Below are 20,665 nucleotides of genomic sequence, written 5' to 3'. Positions count from 1 at the left end.
GCGTCTTTTGCCGCTGAGGAACGCCATCGGCGTCGTACGCCGCTGCTATAATCGAAAGTATGTTCGAACATGGTTCGCCACCTGAGGTGATTGCCCGGTTTGATGAGCTATTCGAGCGGCGCCACCCCTCGACGACGGCCGAGTCGGTGGCGCTGCTGGAGCGCATCGGAGCGGCGGCGCGGTTCGAAAACCGGGCCGCCGCCGCGCAGCTGGCCGCCATCGGGGAGCTGTTCGCGTATCGGCTCGCACGCTGCTCGGAGACCGAGGACTGGGCGGTTGACACGGAGACGGCGGTAGCCGCCGAGGTGGGCGCGGCGTTGCGGATCAGCCAGGGGCTGGCGGCCAGCCGGCTGCGCTACGCGCGGGCCATGCGGGAGCGGCTGCCGCAGGTGGCACAACTGTTCAAAGCCGGTGACATCGACTACCGGATGTTTCAGACCATCGTCTATCGCAGCAATCTGATCGAGGATCGCCAGGTGCTGGCTGCGGTGGACGCCGAGCTGGCCGTCAAGGTGCTGCGCTGGCCATCGATGACGCGGGGCCGCCTGGCCGGCCAAGTCGACCGGATTGTCGGCCGGGCCGATGCCGATGCCGTGCGGCGGCGCCAACAGCATCAGGCTGACCGGGAGGTCTGCATCGACGAGTGCGAAGGGGGGATCTCCGAGATTCGCGGCACCGTGATGACCCCGGATGCCCGTGCCTTGGATCAGCGCTTGAGCGCGCTGGCGGGCACGGTGTGTGAGCATGATCCGCGCAACCGTGAGCAGCGCCGCGCGGATGCGTTGGGAGCGCTGGCCGCCGGGGCGGACCGGCTGGGCTGTCGGTGCGGGCGAGCCGACTGTGCGGCCGGAAAGCGCCCCGCGCCGAGCCCGGTGGTGATCCATGTGATCGCCGAGCGGGCCAGCGTTGACCGCAGCGGGTGCACGCCGGGATGGTTGGTGGATGCCGACGGGCTCATCACCGCCGAACTCGTCGCCGAGTTGGCCCAATCGGCCAAGCTGATACCGCTGATCCACCCCGCCGACGCCCCGCCCGAACCTGGCCATGTCCCCTCCAAAGCACTGGCCGATTTCGTGCGGTGCCGGGACTTGACGTGTCGTTGGCCGGGTTGCGACCAGCCGGCGCCGCGCTGCGATATCGACCACACGATTCCCCACACCCAGGGCGGCCCCACGCACGCGGCAAATCTCAAGTGTTATTGCCGCACACACCATTTGACCAAAACTTTTTGGGGCTGGCGGGAAAAGCAGTTGCTCGACGGCACCCTGATCCTGACTTCACCCTCGGGGCACACCTATATCACCACCCCCGGCAGCGCGTTGTTGTTCCCCAGCCTGTGCCACGCCGTGGGCGGCATGCCCGCGCCCGAAGCCCACACACCAGACCCCGACTACTGCGCCGACCGGGCAGCGATGATGCCCAAACGCCGCCGCACCCGGGCCCAAGATCGCGCCTACCGGGTGGCCGCCGAACGCCGCCACCACCGCCAAATCCGTCAAACCGGGAACACCGAATACGCCTGGTACGACGGCCCCGCCCCACCCGACGAGGAACCGCCGCCGTTCTAGCGCCGCACCAGCTTGACTCGGCATCGAACTGCTGTTCGAATGGATTCATGCGCTGGTCCAATCAGGCGGTAGCGGTCAACGGGGCGCCGGTGGACGACGGAGCGTTGCCCGGGCTGCGGCGGATCGGCTTCGTCCGAAGCGTGCGATCACCGCATTTCGAGGGCATGACGTTCCATGAGGTGCTGTGCAAGTCCGCCTTGAACAGGGTGCCCAACGCGGCGGCCCTGCCGTTTCGCTACACCGTCAACGGCTACCGCGGCTGCTCGCACGCCTGCCGCTACTGTTTCGCCCGTCCGACCCACGAGTACCTCGACTTCGACCCCGGCACCGACTTCGACACCCAGGTGGTGGTGAAGACGAACGTCGTCGAGGTTCTGCGCCGCGAACTGCGCCGGCCGTCGTGGCAGCGCGAGACCGTTGCGCTAGGCACCAACACCGACCCCTACCAGCGCGCGGAGGGCCGTTACGCGCTGATGCCGGGCATCATCGGCGCGCTTGCCGAATCCGGTACGCCGCTGTCGATCCTGACCAAGGGAACGCTGCTGCGACGGGACCTTCCGCTACTGGTCGAGGCGGCGCGACGAGTGCCGGTGTCGGTGGCGGTATCGCTGGCAGTCGCCGATCCGCAGCTGCACCGCGCCGTCGAGCCGGGCACTCCGACACCTCAGGCGCGTCTGGGGCTCATCACCGCAATCCGCGAGGCGGGCTTGGACTGTCATGTGATGGTCGCGCCGGTGCTACCGCATCTCACCGACTCCGTCGATCACCTCGACGGGCTGCTTGGCCTGATCGCCGCCGCCGGCGCCACCGGAGTAACGGTTTTCGGTCTGCACCTGCGCGGTTCGACACGCGAATGGTTCCTGTCCTGGCTCGGCCGGGCGCATCCCGAACTCACCGACAACTACCGCGAGCTCTACCGTCGCGGCGCCTACCTGCCGCCGAGCTATCGCGAGATGCTGCGAAAACGGGCGGCACCGTTGATCGCGAAGTACCGCCTGGGCGGTCAGCACCGCGAGTCCTCGCCCGCAGCCCAAGCGGCGATACTGCCCGAAACCGTTCAGTCAACCCTGTTTTGAGGCGGCCCGGGCTGGTGCGAGGTGCGCCGCCGCAGCGGTCCGAGCAGGAACGCCGGCGGCGACCACCAGAACCACCGACCCAGCAACCCGGCGATACCGCGGACCGCAAAGGTGCGGACGACGAGGGTGTCGATGACGAGCCCAACGCCAACGGTGGAGCCGACCTGCTCAATGGTGAGCGCATCGCTGGACAACATCGCCAACATCGTGATTCCGAAGACGATGCCGCCGTGGTGACCACAAATGCGTTTCGCACCTTCTCCTCGAGAGCCGGACCCTGCGATTTCCTGCCCGACTAACTGCACGCTGAGTCAACGCTGCCGGCCGCGAACCGAATGGGCAATCCGACGATCGGTTAAAAATGTTGTCCGCCAAGACGATTGGGGGACTTAACCTGACACTTGTCAAGTTACTTTGCACGGCGGTCCCGGCTAATGCTGGTGTGGTTCGAGCAGTGCGGCCTGGCCGGTGGACATGGGGCTGGCTGCTAACCACTGGCGGGTTGCCTCATGCGACCGCTCGATAAGCGTTGCCGCATGCGAGAAGTCGACTCCGGAAATGGAGACCGGACATAGCGGGCGGATGACGCGCAGGTCGGCGGTCTGTTCGAAGCGCTCGACGTCGAGGGCGAGGCGATGATTGACGGCAAGCGATATCGCGTGCAAAACCATCGTCACCGCCGACGGTGGCGACGTGGGCAGGGCACATGAGTAGCCGGTCGGCAACACCCAGACCTGGTCGGCGCCAAGGGCGATCGCATGCGATACCGGCGTGTTGTTCACCACGCCGCCGTCCATCAGATCGCGCCCGTCGATGTTGACCGGCGGGAAGATGCCCGGGATGGCCGCGCTGGCAGCGATCGCGTCGACCGCGTCTCCGGAAGAGAGCAGGACGTCGATGCCTGAGATCACGTCGGTGGCCACGACGTGGAACGGGATCGGAGCATCCTCGAGCCTGGTGAAACCGAGTTCCCGGGTGAGGATGCGCCGCAGACCCGCGCTGGGCACCAAGTGCTGACGGCGGCCGAGGAAGCCCAGCAGCCCGGCGACCGGGTGGGTGGGGAATACCTCTTTGCGGCTGAGCGACAGCCACACCTTTGCCAGCTCCCGAATGCCGTCGGCATCGGGCCGCGCGGCGATCCACGCGCCATTGAGCGCGCCGACGGAGGTGCCGATGATCAGGTCCGGCCTGACGCCTTCATCCGCCAGGGCCTGCAGCATGCCGACCTGGATGGCGCCGAGGCTCGCGCCGCCGGAGAACACGAACGCTGTGGTCACAGTTGGATACTAAGGACCTTTTGCCGCCGCGGCTGCGGCTTCCGGCGAGATCGCAAATCCCTACCGTCCGTAACGAATCCGGTAGCGTTTTCGATATGACGGACGTGCGAAAGACGGTAAGCGCGGTCGCAGCGGCAGGCTGTGCGGCAATGGCCGCAGCAGCCTTGGCGATGGTCGCGGGGATTGCGGCAGCTCCGGCGGTCTCCCACGCGGACCCGGCCGGGCATCAGGTGACCTACACCGTCACCACCACCAGTGATCTGATGGCCAACATCCAGTACATGAACGCCGACCCGCCCAGCCAGGCGGCGTTCAACGCCGACTCGTCGAAGTACATGACCACCGTGCACGCCCCGATCACCGGCGGCGAGCCGCTGGTCTATACGACCACGCTGGCAAACCCGAACCAGTGGGCGATCGTCACCGCCAGTGGCGGGCTGCGGGTCAACCCGGAGTTCCACTGCGAGATCGCGGTCAACGGTCAGGTGGTGGTGTCGCAGAACGGTGGCAGCGGAGTCTCCTGCTCGACGCGGCCGTGGTGACCGGGCTGGTCTGGCCTTGTGGCACAAGACAATCCGTTGAGCGCAAGCCGCATGTAGTGCCGTCGGTCACCCGGCCGAATCGCCGCCGCGCCGTCAGGCGTACCCGGCGGCGAGCCCCGGCGACCTGGATGTGCTGTGACGTGCCCGTCTGCAGCGCGCAGCCAGGCTTTGGTGGGCTGGTGTCCACCCTGCCCGCCGCGGTGCAATCGCTTGCCGCGCCGCCGGCCGTCTCATCCCCGGCGACCAGCCCGTTAGACGATTTCTTCAACAACAATCTGGTGATCAATATCGGGCAAGCGGCCTTTGACACGGTGGCGTGGAACATGTTCGCTCTCATCGCATCCTCGATCCTCAACGGAAAACACCGTTCCGGCGTCAGGCGCTGTGGCTTTCGCCGCGGGTGTGGGCGCCGGTGTCGGTTGGGCCGGGCCGGCCCCGTGGAAGGGGGCACACACGTGACGCCGTTGCCGGCCGGTGTGCCGGCGGTAGTCGACGGTGAACCAACGTGACGAACGCGGGTCTTCTTCCTCGCGGAACAAGGTTTCGTAGGACATATCGCCTCCGTTTCCCGTCGGCAACGAGGAGGGCGAAACTATCACCGCCGCACTGGGTTCCAAGAAGGCGGTGTTGCTGGCCCATCACGGACAGGTGGTGGCCGCGGCCAGCATCGAGGAGGCGTGCTCACTGGCGGTGCTGATCGAGCGTGCCGTCAAACTACAGCTGGCCGCCATGGCCGCCGGAACCATCGCCGAGCTGCCCGAGCAGCTGGCCCGAGAGGCCCACGACTGGACGCCGACACCGGCGCGCAGCCGGGCCAACTTCGGCTACTATGCCCGCCGCGCCCTGGCGCGCCATCCCGATGCACTGAGTAGCTGACTCGTTATCCGCCAACCGAATCGGAGGAGCTTCGCTGTGGCCCAACCAGCCATGCCCAAGATCCACGGGATCATCGCCTACCCGGTGACGCCGTTCGCGCCCGAGTCAACCGGCGGGATCGACACCGCCCGGCTCGCGGCTCTGGTCGATCGCCTGGTCAGCTCCGGCGTGCACGCCATTGCCCCGCTGGGCAGCGCCGGTGAACTGGCCTACCTCGACGAGTCGGAATTCGACGTCGTGGTCGACACCACCATTTCGGCCGTCGATCGGCGGGTGCCGGTGATTGTCGGCGTCTCGGATGTGACCACTGCCGAGACCATTCGGCGTGCCCGGTGCGCCGAGAGGGCTGGCGCCGACGCGGTGATGATCCTGCCGGTGTCCTACTGGAAGCTCACCGAACGCGAGATCGCCCAGCACTACCGCAGCATCGGCGACGCGATCGGCATCTCGATCATGGCCTACAACAATCCGGCCACCAGCGGCGTCGACATGAGCCCCGAACTCCTGGTCACCATGTTCGACAACATCGAAAACCTCACCATGGTCAAGGAATCCACCGGCGATCTGTCCCGGATGCACCGCATCGCCCAACTCAGTGACGGCCAGCTTCCTTTCTGCAACGGCAGCAACCCGCTGGTGCTGGACGCGTTGCGGGCCGGGGCGGCCGGATGGTGTACGGCCGCCCCCAACCTGCGGCCGCAGCCCTGCATCGACCTCTACGAGGCAGTGCGCCGCGACGACCTCGAGAAAGCCCAGCTGCTCTACGACGACCTGAAGCCGCTGCTGCAGTTCATCGTCGCCGGGGGCCTGCCGACCACGGTGAAGGCCGGTCTCGAGCTGCTGGGTTTCCCGGTCGGGGGTCCGCGTGCGCCGTTGCTGCCGCTTGACGAGCGGGGGCGGGCCGAGTTGCGGGACTTGCTGGCCGGCGGGTAACGCTCGTCGGGACTTCGGTGCCGCAGCTGAGGTGACTTTCGACTCTGCGCCGGTGGTCGGTGCGCGGAGGACTATCAAAAGTCATTGTTGACCTCATCGCCGCTGTCGATGTCAAACATGTTGTCTATCTGGCCTCAATCACCGACATCGTTCCGTCCAGGTAGCTTGTGACATATCCGGTGTGGATGTCCGGATCCACCGCGACCCCCCACGGGTACTTGCCGACGGCCAGGGTGACCGCGACCGTGTTCGCCTTCCCGTCGATTACCCACAGTGTTGCGTCCTTGTCGTAGTTCGTGACATAGACGCTGTGCGTGCCCGGATCCACCGCAATCTCCCACGGTTTCGTGCCGACGGGCACGGTGGCGATGACCGTGTTCGTCCTCCCGTCGATCACCGACACCGTATGGCCGTCCGAGTTGGCGGTGTAAACCTCGTGCGTGCCGGGATCCACCGCCACCCCGTACGGTCGCTTGCCGACAGCCACGGTGGCGGTGACGGTGTATGCGGACCCGCCGATTACCGACACGGTGCCGTCGCCGCTGTTGGTGACGTAGGCGGTGTGGGTGTCCGGGTCCACCGCCACCCCGAACGGGCCGTTACCCACCCGCACGGTGGCGGTGACGGTGTGCGTATTCCCGTTGATCACCGACACGGAAGTGTCGAAGGCGTTGGTGACGTAGGCGGTGTGGGTCTCCGGATCCACCGCCACCCCGAACGGGCCGTTACCCACCCGCACGGTGGCGGTGACGGTGTGCGTATTCCCGTCGATCACCGACACCGTGTCGTCGTCGTTGTTGGTGACGTAGACAGTGTGGGTGCCTGGATCCACCGCTGTCCCGACCGGACTGCCGCCGACGGGCACGGTGGCTGTGACCGTGTGCGTCGTTCCGTCGATCACCGACACCGTGCCGCGGACCGTGTGGTTGACGGCGTAGACGGTGCGGGTGCCAGAATCGACCGCTACTCCATTCGGGAGGGAGCCGACGGCCACGGTTGCGGTGACCAGGTGCGTGACCGGCGCCGTCGATCCCGGTGCGGCCCCCGGTGCAGTGCTGGTGCCGGCGTGCTCGTGGCCGGAGTCGATCACCGAAAATGCAAGCGCGACAATGGCGCCCACAAGAAGAAAACTCCCAACGACGATGGCTATGCGTCTGACCTTGGCGTTCTTCCGAGACCCCCACACCTTCCGAAACCACGGCCCGATGCCGGATTCCTCCTGAAGGTTCGCATAAATAATGCCGGCCGCGACTGACGGTCCCGCACCTGTGATCGGGGCACCGCAATCTCCACAGAAGGGCTGATTCGCCAAAGTAAGGTGGCCCGCTGGGCAGAGCACCATAGCGGGCACGATCGGGGCTCCGCACTCCACGCAGAAAAGGCAGTCGTCGGGGTTTTGGTGGCCGTTCTCGCACGTCACCATGAGTTAGCTTCCCTACTTCTGCGGCCTGCGGCCTGCGGCCGGCGGCCGGGTAAAAGCTTTCCGCCGTCATCGATGTCATCAGATTCTGCCCGCGCACGAGATTCGACCCGAAGCCATCGGAATCAGCAGTCTAGGCCGCCGGGACGGGCTGACGTGCACCGAAAGGCGCCTTCCGTTGACCCTGAGGATGCGGGACTAGTTCGTTCTACGTTGTGGTGTCGCCACCAGCCATTCCGACGAGTCCGGGTCAGCGGTGTCTAGTCGCATCCCCACCTCTTTGAGCAAGGCTTCGAGGTCGTCGGCTGCCAGGTGATGGGCTTCGAACGCTTGGGTCAGACTCTTTCCGTCGTAGTCCAGGGTGAACTCTCCGACGACAGTCCCGTCCTGGTTGCTGAGGATCGTCATGGTCTGCAGTATCTGACCATCGGACCGCTGGTAACTACCCGGTGGTCGCTGTGCGAACCACTCTAATGGTCGCCACTGGATGATGGCCTTGCCGTCCGGCTTGAGGTGGTGGGCGATGGTCGCCAGGAGGCGCCTGCGGAATTCGACACCCGGATAGTTGATCAAGCTGCTGGCCAGCAGGACGGCGTCGAATTTCTCGGCAAGCCGCAGGTGCTCGATGCGGGCCTGGACCGTCCGCCCAGGCCGGACATGGGCAAGCATGTCGGCGGAGTCGTCCACCGCGGTGAGTTGATGGCCGAGTTCGGACAGCGGATTAGCGATTCGGCCGACACCGGATCCCAGGTCCAACACCGAGCTTGCCGGGTTGAGCATTGCGGCAATGACCTGCACCTCGGCGTCCCCTGACACCCGGCGGTAGATCTCGACCACGCTGCCGTCGGAGGTTATCGGGCCGCCGGAACCCGGTTGGCCGCTGCTGGGCATGCGATGTACCTGCTGTCCTGTCGTGCGCCGCCGGGCCAGCGGGAATTATCCGGGACCTGCCGATCAAACTCCCGCTGGCCGTGTCGGCTAGTGGATCCAACCGATGGTCATCGTCAGTCGACGATGAACGAGATCAACGCGTAGGTCGTCTCATCGGCATTGAACAAGAGCTCGTGGGACACGATCAATCTCCTTTCTTGATCAATGATCCGTATCTATCAACATCTCCGATTGTCGTTACACATTTAGCCAATGTGTATCCCCTTGCTGGGTAAGAAACGTGTCCCCCAGATGGGGGACACGTCGCCTGTCGCCTGACGGGTGAGTGTTATCCCAGCGTGACGGGAAGCTCGGCGTGTCGATTGAGCAGCGGGATCGGTTCGAGGCGCAGCTCCTCCGGGGTTACACCCAAGGTCAGGCCAGGAAACCGGGTGATCAAACCGGCGATCGCGATGCGGGCTTCCATCCGCGCCAGGTGTGAGCCCAGACAGAAGTGACTACCACGGCTGAAGGCCAGGTGGTTGTTGGGCGTGCGGGTGATATCGAAGCGGTCGGGATCGTCGAACTCGGCGGGGTCGCGGTTGGCAGATGTCAGCAGCGGCACCACCATCGCTCCGCGCGGAATGGTGACGCCGTGCACGACGATGTCCTCAGCGGCGAACGTGGTCGCCTCGGTGCTGCCGACAGTGCCGGTGTACCGCAGGACCTCTTCGACGGCGCTGCCGATGAGCTCGGGTCGTCGCTGTAGCAGGCTCAGCTGTTCGCGGTGGGTGAGCAGGGCGGCTATTCCGTTGGTGATCACGTTTGGGGTCGTTTGATAGTCGCCGGTGATGAGCAGGAACACCATCGCGATGATCTCGTCGTCCGATAGCCGGTCGCCGTCCTCGCTGGCCTCAATCATCGTGGTGATGATGTCTTGCGCCGGGTCGCCGCGACGCTGTTGGACCAGATCCCGCAGATAGTCGACGAACTCGTCCATCCGCTGCGCTGCGCCCTCGGTGCCGCCGGCCAACATCATCTCGAACAGCGAGTCGATGTAGTCGTAGCAGGCGGACCGATCCTGAGCGGGTATGCCGACCATCTCACTGATCACCGTGGTCGGGATCGGCAACGCATAGTCGCGTTGCACGTCGATCCGCTGTCCTGCCTTGAACCCGTCGAGCACAACACGGGTGACGGTCTGTACCCGATCGCCAAGGCGCGCGATGGCGCGTGGGGTAAACGGCCGGCTGACCAGCTTGCGCAGCCGCAGGTGCGCGGGATCGTCCTGGTACACCATGGTGCCAGTGGTGAGCATGCGGATGGCTTCGGGCAACGGGAGGTGTTCGGCGCCCTCCACGACGCGCCGGATCCGCGGGTCGGTGACCACGTCCACGCAGTCTTGGTAACGGGAGATGAAATAGACATCCCGGTCGGGTGGCCGCAGGGCCAGCCGCCCGCGGTAGACCGGGGCATTGCGGCGCATCCAGTCGTAGTAGCGGTGCTGGTCGGCGTTGAACTCCGCCGTCCCTACCGTGATCGGGTGGCTGATCAACCCGGCTCTATCCCAGGTCGGTGGCAGTGAAGGTGTCGCACTTGTTGGGGTCGCCGGTCTGATAGCCGATGGTGAACCACTTCTGCCGCTGCGCCGACGAGCCGTGTGTCCACGTCTCGGGGTTGGTGCGTCCGTTCACCTGCTGCTGGATGCGGTCATCGCCGACCGACGCCGCGGCCGAGAGTGCGTCTTGAATGTCCTTGTCGCTCAACGGCTGCAGGTAGGGAACTCCGGTGCTCTGTTGTTTGACGGTCGACGCGTAGTACGCCCAGACGCCGGCGTAGCAGTCGGCCTGCAACTCGGTGCGCACCCCGTTGCCGCCGGCGCCCTGGGCGCCCTGCTGGGCGCGGCCGAGCACCCCCAGCAGGTTTTGCACGTGATGGCCGTATTCGTGGGCCACGACGTATTCTTCGGCGAATGGTCCACCGCTGGAACCGAATTGGGTGACCAGCACCTGGAAGAAGTCGGTGTCGAAGTACGCGGTCTTGTCCACCGGACAGTAGAATGGCCCCACGTCGCTGCTGGCGGGTCCGCAACCGGTGCTGACCTGACCACTGAACAGCCGCAGATGCGGGCGGGTGTAGCGGTTGGGCATCAACTGCTTCCATACCGCGTCCAGGGAATTGCCGGTGGCCACCACCCGGCACTGCACGTATTTGTTGGCATCGGCGCCGGTCTTGCACCGGCTCAAGTCGAAGCCGGGTGCCACGGCCTCGCGGTTGTCGACCGGTTGCTGGCTCATGATGCCGCCCGGATCGACTCCCAGGAACAGGGCGACCACCACGATCAGCAACCCGCCGATGCCACCGCCGATGGCCATCCGCCCGCCCGGGAAACCGCCCGACGACGACGCGGTGCTGGTGTCGATCTGCATACCCTCGTTGAAGGTCATCGCGTGCTCCCCAATCCCGACCGCCTACCGGGTCGAACCAGCCTAACCCTGCCTCCCGGTGGCGAACCGCGCGTCGGTGTACCTGCGCAGGTTGGCAAGAAACCGGCGCAGCGCCAGGTTCAGCAGCGGCCGGAACAAGAACATGCCCAGGACCGCCGGGCCGGCGGGCTTTTGTGCCATGGTCCAGGTGAGCCGGCAGCCACCGGGGATGACCTCGACGCGGTAATCCTCGGCGAACGCGGCGACCGCCTGGTTCGAGCATTCGTTGAACCGAAATGCCATGCGGCGCCCCGGTTCCCAGACCAGAAATTCTTCATTGGCTTCCATACCCCCGTGCATGTCGACGGTGCGGGTGGTGCCGACGTGAAAGGGCTGCGGACTGGTCCAGGTCACCTTCTTGATCGCCGACGCCCAGCGCGGCCAGGCGTCCGCGTCGACGAGCACCTCGAACAGCTGCTCCGGGGTGATGCTCAGGTCGACGCTGTTGCGGAACAGGTAGGGCGCCTCATCGGAATCCGGGTCGAGAAAGGTCAGCCCGACGCGCTCGCAGGGAAACACGGGTTAGACATTAGCCACAGCCATGTCGGCCGTTGATTGGTCTCTCAGTCGGGGATGTTGTCGGCGACAATCGGGAAGCACGCCGAGCGGATCGACGCGTGCGTCTCTTGAAACAAGACCTCGTGGGTTGTCGCGTGTGTGCGGTCGTTCTCGTCGTGACTGAGGACGGCAGCGGCCGCGACACCCATCGCTGCAATGGCGATCCCGGCGCCGACCGGCTTGAGTCCGACCTTGCGATCCGTCATGTGGAAACTCCCGTTCGCATAGCTGATGTCAGTGCGGACTTGGGCACCGTCCGCACGATGTAATCGAACTTCGATGGTGCCCGAAACCCACCGCTATGTACCAGCTTTCACCGCGACAAAGACAATCGCTTCTTTGACTCGGACGATAACCGAAACCTACGCGCGGCGCTTCACGATGACCGATCGGTCAACCCGGGCCGTCGCTGGCCGCGGCCAACAGCGGCACCAGCACATCGCTGATCGGGGTCGCCAGCCCGTGAGCCCGGGCCTTGCGGACGATCACGCCGTTGCGCAGGTCCCACTCCAGACGTCGGTGCGCTTCGCGGTCGGCCAGGATCGAGGTGCCCATGTCTTCGGGAGCCGACCGGAACAGATTCACCATCTCCTCGACCGCGTCGTCGCCGAGCCGGGCACCCTCGGCGCGCGCGACCGCCAGGCATTCGGCGACATAGCGGCGGGACAACGCGGCAACGTCGTCGCGGCGGAACATTCCGGACCGCCGCCCGGACAGCGCCATCAATCCGGCCAGCGCGTTGAGCACCAGCTTGCGCCACAGCACGGTGGTGAAATCGGGGTCGCAGTCCACCCGGGCGCCCGCGCCACGCAGCAGTTCGGCCAGGGCTTCCGCCGTCGCCCCGGTCGGCAGCACCAGCGCGGCCTCGCCGCGCAACCGCACCCAGCCTTGCGGTTGGGTCTCGGCGGAAAACCACACGCTGCCGGGCACGACGGTCGACGACCGGCAGTGCGGCTGCACCTGCTCGACCTGTTCCACCCCGTTCTGCAGCACGGCCACCACGGTGCGCTGGTCGCAGAGGCGGGCCAGCCAGCCGTGTGCATCCTCGTTCTGGGTGGCTTTGACCGCCAGGATCACCACCTCGACCGGGCCGCCGATGTCGGCAGGGTCGGTGTGTACCGGGCCGGGCACCACGATGGGTTCCGCGCCATCGGGCCGCAGTTCGATGCCGTCCCGAGGGGTGTGGCCGCACAGCAGCACCCGGTGCCCGGCCGCGTGCAGGAGCGCGGCGACCGTCGTGCCGACGGCGCCGGGACCGACCACAGCGATGTTGGATGCGATGAGCCAAAAGTACCGGGTTCGTCGGGCCACGGCGGCGGCCATTTAGACTGGGCAGTCATTCCGACCGCGTGAAAGGGAGTCTTGTGCTGCGCAGCCACGGCGCTGGTTCACTACGGGATCGCGACGCCGGGCAGCAGGTGACGTTGGCCGGCTGGGTGGCTCGGCGCCGCGACCACGGCGGGGTCATCTTCATCGATCTGCGCGACGCCTCCGGCGTGGCGCAGGTCGTCTTCCGCGACCCCCAGGACACTCAAGTGCTGGCTCAGGCGCACCGGCTGCGGGCCGAGTTCTGCGTCGCGGTCTCCGGTGTCGTCGATATCCGCCCGGAAGGCAACGCCAACCCCGAGATCGCTACCGGCGATGTCGAAGTCAACGCGAACTCACTGACGGTGCTCGGCGAATGCGCGCCGCTGCCGTTCCAGCTCGACGAGCCCGCGGGGGAGGAGCTGCGGTTGAAATACCGCTACCTCGACCTGCGCCGCGACGGCCCGGCGTCGGCAATTCGATTGCGCTCCAAAGTCAATGCCGCAGCCCGCGACGTGCTGGCGCGGCACGACTTCGTCGAGATCGAAACCCCGACGATCACCCGCTCCACCCCCGAAGGGGCGCGCGACTTCCTGGTGCCGGCCCGGTTGCACCCCGGCTCGTTCTACGCTTTGCCGCAGAGCCCGCAGCTGTTCAAGCAGTTGCTGATGGTGGCCGGGATGGAGCGCTACTACCAGATCGCCCGCTGCTACCGGGACGAGGATTTCCGCGCCGACCGCCAACCCGAATTCACCCAGCTCGACATGGAGCTGAGTTTCGTTGACGCCGAAGACGTCATCGCGATTTCCGAGGAGATCCTGACGGCGCTATGGGAGTTGATCGGCTACCGGATTCCGACGCCGATCCCGCGGATCAGCTACGCCGACGCCATGCGGCGCTTCGGATCCGACAAACCCGACATGCGGTTCGGTGTCGAGCTTGTCGAGTGTACGGAGTTCTTCAAAGACACCACATTTCGCGTTTTCCAGGCGCCGTACGTCGGCGCCGTGGTGATGCCCGGTGGGGCGTCGCAGCCGCGCCGGACGCTGGACGGCTGGCAGGAGTGGGCCAAACAGCGCGGGCACCGCGGGCTGGCCTACGTGCTGGTCGGCGAGGACGGCACGCTGGGTGGCCCGGTGGCCAAGAACCTGTCCGATAGTGAACGCGACGGTCTGGCCGGCCATGTCGGCGCCCAACCCGGCGACTGCATCTTCTTCTCGGCGGGACCGCCGAAGTCGTCGCGGGCCCTGCTGGGGGCGGCGCGCAGCGAGATCGCCCACCGGCTCGACCTCATCGACCCCGATGCCTGGGCGTTCGTCTGGGTGGTCGATCCGCCACTGTTCGAGCCCGCCGACGAGGCCACGGCCGCCGGTGACGTCGCGGTCGGCTCGGGGGCGTGGACGGCGGTGCACCACGCGTTCACCGCGCCCAAGCCCGAGTTCGAGGACCGCATCGACTCCGATCCGGGCAGCGTGCTGGCCGACGCCTACGACATCGTCTGCAACGGCCACGAGATCGGCGGCGGCTCGGTGCGTATCCACCGCCGCGACGTCCAGGAGCGGGTGTTCGCGGTGATGGGTCTGGACAAGGCGGAGGCGGAAGAGAAGTTCGGTTTCCTGTTGGAAGCCTTCATGTTTGGTGCCCCGCCACATGGCGGGATCGCGTTCGGTTGGGACCGGATCACGGCGCTGCTGACCGGGGCCGACTCGATCCGTGAGGTGATCGCGTTCCCCAAGACCGGCGGCGGCGTCGACCCGCTGACCAACGCGCCCGCCCCGATCACCGCCCAGCAGCGCAAGGAATCCGGAATTGACGCCAAGCCCAAACCGGTTGACCGGGCCTAGCGTTGGCCTACGCGGCTGTAGGGCGCGTTCCGCCCTGCGGTAAGCAAGCCTGATGAGGACTTCGCGGCTTGCCCTGGTGGCTGACGGCGGCCCCGCGGCAGTGCAGCGGCTGCGTGCCGTGGTGTGGCCGATCACCCAGACCTCGGTGGCCGCCGGCTTGGCCTGGTATTTGACCCATGACCTGCTGCACCACCGGCAGCCGTTCTTCGCGCCGATCTCGGCCGTGGTGTGCATGTCGGCGACCAATGTTCTGCGGGCCCGACGCGCGGCGCAGATGATCATCGGGGTGGCTCTGGGGATCGTGCTGGGAGCCGGGGTGCACGCGCTTCTGGGCACCGGACCGACCACTATGACGGTGGCAGTCTTCGTCGCGCTGTGCGTCGCGGTGCTGAGCGGACGCGGCTTCATTGCCCAAGGCCTGATGTTCGTCAACCAGACCGCGGTGTCGTCGGTGCTGGTGCTGGTATTCGCCGATACCGCCGGTGTAGTAGCCGAGCGGCTGTTCGACGCGGTCATCGGCGGTGGCCTGGCTCTGGTGTTCGCCGTGCTGTTGTTTCCGCCCGACCCGGTGCAGATCCTGTGCGATGCCCGCGCCGATGTGTTGGCGGCCCTGCACGACACGCTGGTCGAGGTGGCCGACGTGCTGGATGATCCTTCCAGCGCCGCTGCGGACTGGCCGATGTCAGCGTTCGACCGGCTGCATGACCAGCTCAGCAGGCTGGGCGAGGCCCGCACCACCGCGGTCGTGGCCACCAGAGCTCCGCGCCGCTGGACTGCGCGCAACACCTCGCTCGTCATCGAACAACAGTCGGCGCGATTGGCGATGCTGGTCAGCGGCGTGCTGCAGCTATCTCGTGCGGTCACCCGGCTTCACCAGGGGCAAGTCCCGCGTCCGCTGCACATCGCCCTGACCGAGCTCGCCGCAGGCATGGCCCTTGCCGACAACGAACCCGCGGCGGCCAGCGCACACGCGACCGCCGCCAGAGACCGCGCAGGGGAACTGGAAGCCGGGGCCCGCGACAAGAATCAGGTGGTACTCGCCGACATCGTCTGCGCCTGCGCCGACGACCTACAGGAGCTGATCGACCTCCCCAGCCCGCGAAGGTAAGGTCTGCCGGCTCCTTCGGGACGGCGTGCTGGTGTTCGGCGATAGGGTGCCGGTGGTGCGGGATTCGTCCCGCGGCCGGCGTGGGGCCGCGGGTTGGGCGTCGAGAAGTCAGGAGCGAACTATTGTCCCTGCCGTTTGATGGGCCTTCTGACGCGCGGTTCGACTCGCCGGCCGTCAAGCGTTATCGAGTCACGCACCGCACCGAATACCGCTACTCCGACGTGGTGACCAGCTCCTACGGCCGCGGGTTTCTCACCCCGCGCAGCTCGTCGCGCCAGCGCTGTGTCGCACACCAGCTGACCATCGATCCCGCCCCCGCCGACAGCTCCACCAGCCGGGACACCTACGGCAACATCAGTTCGTATTTTCATGTCACCCAACCGCACCGGTCCCTGACCATTACCGGCGACTCCATCGTCGACGTGGCGCCGCCGGCCTTCGGGCTCTACACCAGCGGTCCGGCGCTGCAGCCGTGGGAGGCCGCCCGGCCGGGTGCGCCGCGGGGTGCGCTGGCAGTCGACTTCGCGCTGGACTTGGACCCGCCGGAGATCACCGACGAGGTGCGAAAGTACGCCGCTCCCAGCTTCGTTCCGGGCCGCCCGTTGGTCGAGGTACTGCGCGAGCTGACGACGCGGATCTATACCGACTTCACCTACCGTTCCGGGTCGACCACCGTCTCCACCAAAGTCGACCAGGTGCTAGCCGCCCGGGAAGGGGTATGCCAAGACTTCGCCAGACTGGCGATCGCCTGCCTGCGCGCCAACGGGCTGGCAGCCTGTTACGTGTCCGGTTATCTGGCTACCGACCCGCCGCCGGGAAAGGATCGGATGATCGGTACTGACGCTACCCATGCCTGGACCGCGGTGTGGACGCCCCAACAGCCGGGTCAGTTCGAATGGCTGGGCCTCGATCCCACCAACGACCAACTGATCGACGAGCGTTACATCGTGGTCGGCCGTGGCCGTGATTACGCGGACGTGCCGCCGTTGCGCGGCATCATCTACACCAACTCCGAGCACACCGTGATCGACGTCGGCGTCGACGTCGTGCCGTTCGGCGGTGATGCGCTCGATGCGTGACTTCCACTGTCCGCGCTGCGGCCAGCGCCTGACCTTCGAGAACTCCGTGTGCCTGTCCTGCGGCAGTGCGCTGGGTTTTTCTCTCGACCAGATGGCACTGCTGGTGATCGCCGAGCGCGGCGCCACCGGGCACACCGGGGCGGTGCCCGCAGACGAGTATCAACTGTGCACGAATCTTCATCTGGCCCAATGCAATTGGCTCATTCCCGTCGACCACGAAGAGGGGCTGTGCGCGTCGTGCGCGCTGACCATCGAGCGGCCCAATGACAACGACACCGTGGGTCTGGCCGGGTTCGCCCGCGCGGAGGCCGCCAAACGGCGGCTGCTGGCGGAGCTGCACGAGCTGAAGCTGCCGATCGTCGGACGCGACGAGGATCCGGACCACGGGCTGGCGTTTCGGCTGTTGTCCAGTGCGCACGAGCAGGTGATCACCGGACACGCCGACGGCGTCATCACACTGGACCTGGCCGAGGGCGACGACGTCCACCGCGAACAGCTGCGGGTAGAGATGGACGAGCCGTACCGGACCCTGCTCGGCCACTTCCGCCACGAGATCGGGCACTACTACTTCTACCGGCTGATCGACCCGTCCGGCGACTACCGAGCGCGGTTCACCGAGTTGTTCGGCGACCCGGACGCCGACTACCAGCAGGCGCTGGACCGGCATTACCGCGACGGCGCACCGCCGGGTTGGCAGGACAGCTATGTGTCGTCGTATGCGGCCATGCACCCCGCCGAGGATTGGGCCGAGACGTTTGCCCACTACCTGCACATCCGCGATGCCCTGGACACCGCGGCCTGGTGCGGTTTTGCCCCGGCGTCGGCAACCTTCGACCGGCCGGCATTGGGCCCCAGCGCTTTTCCCGCCATCATCGACATGTGGCTGCCGTTGTCGTGGTCGCTGAACATGGTGAACCGGTCGATGGGCCGCGACGACCTGTACCCCTTCGTGCTGCCGGCCGTCGTCCTGGACAAGATGCGGTTCATCCATAGCGTCATCGACGAGGTGATGTCGGCCGGGCCGGGTTAGGCCGGCATCGTCCGCCGTTCCTCGGGCCCCCACAGCGGCTGCATGCCCCCGGGCAGCTTCAACTGTGTTGCGGTGATCACGTCGGCGACGTCGCGCAGCGCGGCATGTATCGCGGTCAGCAGGTCGGCCAGCTCCGCGCGGCGCCCGTCGACCACGCCCTCCAGCTCGCCAGGATCCGAGCGGCGCAGCCGGGTGTTGATCTCGTCGACCATCCGCTCGGGACGCGACGACCCCGACGAGCCGGGAAGGTCCTTGAGGTCGGCCCGCAGCCGCTCCAGCTGATACACCAGCGACCGCGGGTTCTGCGGGTCGAACAGCATCAGGTCGGTCACCGCGGCGACGCTGACCTTGCCCACGGTCCGGCGCCGGTAGCTGACCGAGGACTCACAGGCCTCCAGCGTCGACTCGATGATGGTTTGCTCGGCGGCCACGCCGCGAACCGTGGTCAGGGTGTCTGCCAGCAGTGCGGTCAGCCACAGGCCCCGCTCGATCCGCTTGCCGATGTCCATCATCGTCCAGCCCGCGTCGCGCACCATCGACTCGGCGGCCACCCCGGACAGCGTCAGCATCCCGGCCAAGGTCTGCGCCTGAGCCTCGGCGAGCAGGGCGTCGGCCTCGGCGAGTGACTGCGGCGGGTCCGACCGCAACGCGACGGCGCGCTCCACGCCGGCCAGCACCATCCAGGTGTCGTTGGACAGCTGGTCGCGCACCGCCCTGGCACACAACGTCAGCCCTTCCACCGACTGGACCAGGGATCCCGGCCGCTCCAGGTCCACGGTAATCGACCACAGCATGGAGGGGGCGACGGCGATCATCTCGGCGTGGTCGTGAGCGGCTCCGGTGTCGGTGCCGGTGATCTGGCCGAGCGCGGCCATGAGCACCGGCACGCACTCGCTTTCCTCGGTGTGCTGTTGGTGACGGAAGACGTGATAGCGCTCGCGGGCCACGATCAGCAACCGCGCCATGTTCTCGGCGCGCTCGCCGTAACGCCCCATCCAGAACAGGTCCGACAGCACCCGCGGGGAGCTGACCGCACGGGTGCCCGCGCCCGTCTTGGCCGGTGGCATGAGCGACGGCGGCAACGTGGTGACCGTCACCGCCTCGGCAATCGCCCGCTCCGTGGGGCGCACCCAAACGTCCTTTGCCGCAACGGATTTCAGCATGTATGCGGCCGAGCCGGGCGCCAGTACGTAGCCCAGGCCGCCGATCATCGGCGCATAACCGGCGCGTTGGGCGACCGTGAACAACCGCATGCCGACGCCGGCCGAGGTCAGCATCCCGGCGTGGTCGGTGGGCGCCGAGGAGAACATCGGCAACTCCTGGCCGACCCACTGCCACGGCATCGCCTCGACACGCGCCGCCAGGTCGGCCAGCTGCCGAGACGAAAGCGCCGGCCCGGCAAGGGTTTTCCTGTCGACTGTGGATCTGACCAGCAGCGACGAGAGATTGGCCAGCAGGTGTGAGCGTTCACTGGCGATGCCGCCCCAGTAGACCGGAGCGGTCGGCAGCAATGGTTCTTCGCCCAGTAAGCGCCGGGCCAGCTCGGGCAGAAACCGCAGCAGGCCGGGGTTTTCCAGGATGCCGCTGCCCAGCGTATTGACCACGGTCACGGTGCCGCGGTGCTGGGCCTCCACCAGACCGACCACGCCGAGCCGGGAATCGGCGCGCAGATCCAGCGGGTCGGCGTAGTCGGCGTCGACGCGGCGCAACACCACGTCGACGCGTTTGAGGGTGCCCAGCGAGCGCATCCACAGCTTGCCGTCGCGCACCACCAGGTCCGCACTTTCCACCAGCGGGAAACCCAACAGCGTCGCCAGATACGCCTGATCGAAGGCCGTCTCGGAATAGATGCCGGGGCTGAGCACCACCACCACCGGGTCTTGGGCGACGTCGGGAGCCGCGTCGATCAACGCCAGCCGCAACGCTTGGGCAAACGGTGTCGTGGGCCGCGGCGCGATCCTTTCGTACAGGTCCGGGATCGCGTGGGCGATCACCCGCCGGTCGGCCAGCGCATAACCTGCGCCCGAGGGCGCCTGCGTCCAGTCGGCGTTGACCTGATAGCTGCCGTCGGGCATCCGGCTGAGGTCGCAGGCGTGCAGGAAAAGTTGGTGCCCCGGGACGGTGATCCCGTTGGCCCTGCGCACATAACCGGGATGGGCGAATACCAACTCGGCGGGCAACACCCCCTCGGTGAGCAGGCTGCGGGCTCCGTAGAGGTCCGCCAGCACGGCATTGAGCAGGCGGGACCGCTGCACCAGGCCGCCCTCCAGGACGGCCCAGTCCTCGGCTGACACCACCAGCGGCAGCGTGTCCAGTCGCCAAGGTCCGGGCTCCAGGCCGTGGGCGCTGTGCTCGTCGCGCGTGGAATCGGCACCGGTGTAGGTGATGCCGTCGTGGTCGATCAGGCTGTGCACGACCGTGCGCAGCCGGTCCAGGCCCGCTCTACCGCGCTCGGCGACGGCGTCGGCCAGCTCCGTCCAGGCTGGCCGCACCTTCCCGTCGGCGTCGACGAACTCGTCGTAGCCGGTTCCGGGACCGTCACGCAGGTCGAAGAGAGCTTGCTGGGCTCGCGCGGTGCGGTAACCGTCGAGGAGGTGGTCGGCATCGGCCACTGGTCGACCCGTTCCCCACGTCACGTCGGCGGGCGCCATTACTGCCGCAACATCAGGGACTGCCCTCGCCTACACAGCGTT

Annotated in this window: 16 protein-coding genes and 3 pseudogenes; 9 read left to right on the top strand and 10 right to left on the bottom strand. The window is 66.9% G+C overall.

All coding sequences use genetic code 11. The features are described 5' to 3' along the window. Positions 1-59 precede the first annotated feature (59 nt). Both CDN38_RS02750 and CDN38_RS02745 read left to right on the top strand, forming a co-directional pair. The gene (locus tag CDN38_RS02750; RefSeq protein WP_075511464.1) at positions 60-1,568 is read left to right on the top strand and encodes an HNH endonuclease signature motif containing protein; all 1,509 of its coding nucleotides are present in this window, start codon (positions 60-62) and stop codon (positions 1,566-1,568) included. Positions 1,569-1,615: 47 nt separating this feature from the next. Next, positions 1,616-2,644 carry an Rv2578c family radical SAM protein gene (locus tag CDN38_RS02745; RefSeq protein ID WP_075511465.1) on the top strand — a complete coding sequence of 343 codons (1,029 nt, stop codon included), beginning with the start codon at positions 1,616-1,618 and terminating at the stop codon, positions 2,642-2,644. Here CDN38_RS02745 and CDN38_RS02740 read toward each other — a convergent pair. Together CDN38_RS02740 and CDN38_RS02735 are read right to left on the bottom strand one after the other, a co-directional pair. Further along, positions 2,626-2,871, bottom strand: a pseudogene (locus CDN38_RS02740) (MMPL family transporter); the annotation flags it as partial. The gene CDN38_RS02745 and the pseudogene CDN38_RS02740 overlap by 19 nt on opposite strands. A 204-nt stretch (positions 2,872-3,075) precedes the next feature. Next, positions 3,076-3,921: a patatin-like phospholipase family protein gene (locus tag CDN38_RS02735; RefSeq protein WP_075511467.1), complete on the bottom strand. Its 846-nt coding sequence runs from the start codon at positions 3,919-3,921 to the stop codon at positions 3,076-3,078. Positions 3,922-4,016: 95 nt separating this feature from the next. On the opposite strand from CDN38_RS02735, the gene CDN38_RS02730 reads away from it, so the two are divergent. The 3 genes and pseudogenes from CDN38_RS02730 (at position 4,017) to CDN38_RS02715 (ending at position 6,272) form a co-directional block, all read left to right on the top strand. Continuing rightward, positions 4,017-4,463: an Rv2576c family protein gene (locus tag CDN38_RS02730; RefSeq protein ID WP_075511468.1), complete on the top strand. Its 447-nt coding sequence runs from the start codon at positions 4,017-4,019 to the stop codon at positions 4,461-4,463. 558 nt (positions 4,464-5,021) lie between these two features. Continuing rightward, positions 5,022-5,339 (top strand): annotated as a pseudogene (locus CDN38_RS02720) (class II aldolase/adducin family protein); the annotation flags it as partial. A gap of 51 nt (positions 5,340-5,390) precedes the next feature. Beyond that, positions 5,391-6,272 (top strand): dihydrodipicolinate synthase family protein, encoded by an 882-nt coding sequence (locus CDN38_RS02715; RefSeq protein ID WP_180276403.1) that lies wholly within the window; start codon positions 5,391-5,393, stop codon positions 6,270-6,272. A 124-nt stretch (positions 6,273-6,396) separates the two neighbouring features. Here the strand turns inward: CDN38_RS02715 and CDN38_RS02710 are convergent, their stop codons facing one another. The 7 genes and pseudogenes from CDN38_RS02710 to CDN38_RS02680 all read right to left on the bottom strand — a co-directional run bounded on the left by CDN38_RS02710 (position 6,397) and on the right by CDN38_RS02680 (position 12,929). Next, positions 6,397-7,392, bottom strand: a complete 996-nt coding sequence (locus CDN38_RS02710) for a YVTN family beta-propeller repeat protein (RefSeq protein ID WP_075511471.1) — start codon at positions 7,390-7,392, stop codon at positions 6,397-6,399. Between the two features lie 837 nt (positions 7,393-8,229). Further along, a pseudogene (locus tag CDN38_RS32810) lies at positions 8,230-8,472 on the bottom strand (class I SAM-dependent methyltransferase); the annotation flags it as partial. A gap of 439 nt (positions 8,473-8,911) precedes the next feature. Next, positions 8,912-10,117 carry a cytochrome P450 family protein gene (locus tag CDN38_RS02700; RefSeq protein ID WP_075511473.1) on the bottom strand — a complete coding sequence of 402 codons (1,206 nt, stop codon included), beginning with the start codon at positions 10,115-10,117 and terminating at the stop codon, positions 8,912-8,914. A 7-nt stretch (positions 10,118-10,124) separates the two neighbouring features. Then, on the bottom strand, positions 10,125-11,009 hold the full coding sequence (gene ypfJ, locus CDN38_RS02695; protein WP_075511474.1) for a KPN_02809 family neutral zinc metallopeptidase: 885 nt from the start codon (positions 11,007-11,009) through the stop codon (positions 10,125-10,127). A gap of 42 nt (positions 11,010-11,051) precedes the next feature. Further along, the gene (locus CDN38_RS02690) at positions 11,052-11,567 is read right to left on the bottom strand and encodes an SRPBCC family protein (RefSeq protein ID WP_075511475.1); all 516 of its coding nucleotides are present in this window, start codon (positions 11,565-11,567) and stop codon (positions 11,052-11,054) included. Positions 11,568-11,611: 44 nt separating this feature from the next. After that, positions 11,612-11,812, bottom strand: a complete 201-nt coding sequence (locus CDN38_RS02685) for a hypothetical protein (RefSeq protein ID WP_075511476.1) — start codon at positions 11,810-11,812, stop codon at positions 11,612-11,614. 187 nt (positions 11,813-11,999) lie between these two features. Then, complete coding sequence (locus CDN38_RS02680) at positions 12,000-12,929, bottom strand: oxidoreductase (protein ID WP_082277202.1); 930 nt, start codon at positions 12,927-12,929, stop codon at positions 12,000-12,002. Positions 12,930-12,970: 41 nt separating this feature from the next. Here CDN38_RS02680 and aspS point away from each other — a divergent pair, with 41 nt between their 5' ends. From aspS to CDN38_RS02660, 4 genes are all read left to right on the top strand, one after another. Further along, positions 12,971-14,755 carry an aspartate--tRNA ligase gene (aspS, locus tag CDN38_RS02675; RefSeq protein WP_075511477.1) on the top strand — a complete coding sequence of 595 codons (1,785 nt, stop codon included), beginning with the start codon at positions 12,971-12,973 and terminating at the stop codon, positions 14,753-14,755. A 52-nt stretch (positions 14,756-14,807) separates the two neighbouring features. Continuing rightward, the gene (locus CDN38_RS02670) at positions 14,808-15,863 is read left to right on the top strand and encodes an FUSC family protein (protein ID WP_075511478.1); all 1,056 of its coding nucleotides are present in this window, start codon (positions 14,808-14,810) and stop codon (positions 15,861-15,863) included. Positions 15,864-15,985: 122 nt separating this feature from the next. Beyond that, positions 15,986-16,942, top strand: a complete 957-nt coding sequence (locus CDN38_RS02665) for a transglutaminase family protein (protein WP_420865957.1) — start codon at positions 15,986-15,988, stop codon at positions 16,940-16,942. Beyond that, positions 16,935-17,972, top strand: coding sequence for a zinc-binding metallopeptidase family protein (locus CDN38_RS02660; protein ID WP_075511487.1), 1,038 nt, complete (start codon positions 16,935-16,937; stop codon positions 17,970-17,972). The genes CDN38_RS02665 and CDN38_RS02660 overlap by 8 nt, the downstream gene beginning before the upstream one ends. Here CDN38_RS02660 and CDN38_RS02655 read toward each other — a convergent pair. Next, positions 17,969-20,623, bottom strand: coding sequence for a circularly permuted type 2 ATP-grasp protein (locus CDN38_RS02655; RefSeq protein ID WP_075511479.1), 2,655 nt, complete (start codon positions 20,621-20,623; stop codon positions 17,969-17,971). The two genes, CDN38_RS02660 and CDN38_RS02655, sit on opposite strands and share 4 nt — an antisense overlap. Positions 20,624-20,665: the final 42 nt, after the last annotated feature.

The organism is Mycobacterium ostraviense (genome assembly GCF_002705925.1).
GTDB lineage: Bacteria > Actinomycetota > Actinomycetes > Mycobacteriales > Mycobacteriaceae > Mycobacterium > Mycobacterium ostraviense.
The sequence above is the reverse complement of the archived record's forward strand: the minus strand, read 5'-3'. Positions and strand labels throughout refer to the sequence as shown.

What these genes read in the sequence shown, in the direction of transcription:
- CDN38_RS02750 (WP_075511464.1), top strand. Translation starts at nt 60, where the DNA reads ATGTTCGAACATGGTTCGCCACCTGAGGTGATTGCCCGGTTTGATGAG.
- CDN38_RS02745 (WP_075511465.1), top strand. Translation starts at nt 1,616, where the DNA reads ATGCGCTGGTCCAATCAGGCGGTAGCGGTCAACGGGGCGCCGGTGGAC.
- CDN38_RS02730 (WP_075511468.1), top strand. Translation starts at nt 4,017, where the DNA reads ATGACGGACGTGCGAAAGACGGTAAGCGCGGTCGCAGCGGCAGGCTGT.
- CDN38_RS02715 (WP_180276403.1), top strand. Translation starts at nt 5,391, where the DNA reads ATGCCCAAGATCCACGGGATCATCGCCTACCCGGTGACGCCGTTCGCG.
- ypfJ (WP_075511474.1), bottom strand. Translation starts at nt 11,009, where the DNA reads ATGACCTTCAACGAGGGTATGCAGATCGACACCAGCACCGCGTCGTCG.
- CDN38_RS02685 (WP_075511476.1), bottom strand. Translation starts at nt 11,812, where the DNA reads ATGACGGATCGCAAGGTCGGACTCAAGCCGGTCGGCGCCGGGATCGCC.
- CDN38_RS02680 (WP_082277202.1), bottom strand. Translation starts at nt 12,929, where the DNA reads ATGGCCGCCGCCGTGGCCCGACGAACCCGGTACTTTTGGCTCATCGCA.
- CDN38_RS02670 (WP_075511478.1), top strand. Translation starts at nt 14,808, where the DNA reads ATGAGGACTTCGCGGCTTGCCCTGGTGGCTGACGGCGGCCCCGCGGCA.
- CDN38_RS02660 (WP_075511487.1), top strand. Translation starts at nt 16,935, where the DNA reads ATGCGTGACTTCCACTGTCCGCGCTGCGGCCAGCGCCTGACCTTCGAG.
- CDN38_RS02655 (WP_075511479.1), bottom strand. Translation starts at nt 20,623, where the DNA reads ATGGCGCCCGCCGACGTGACGTGGGGAACGGGTCGACCAGTGGCCGAT.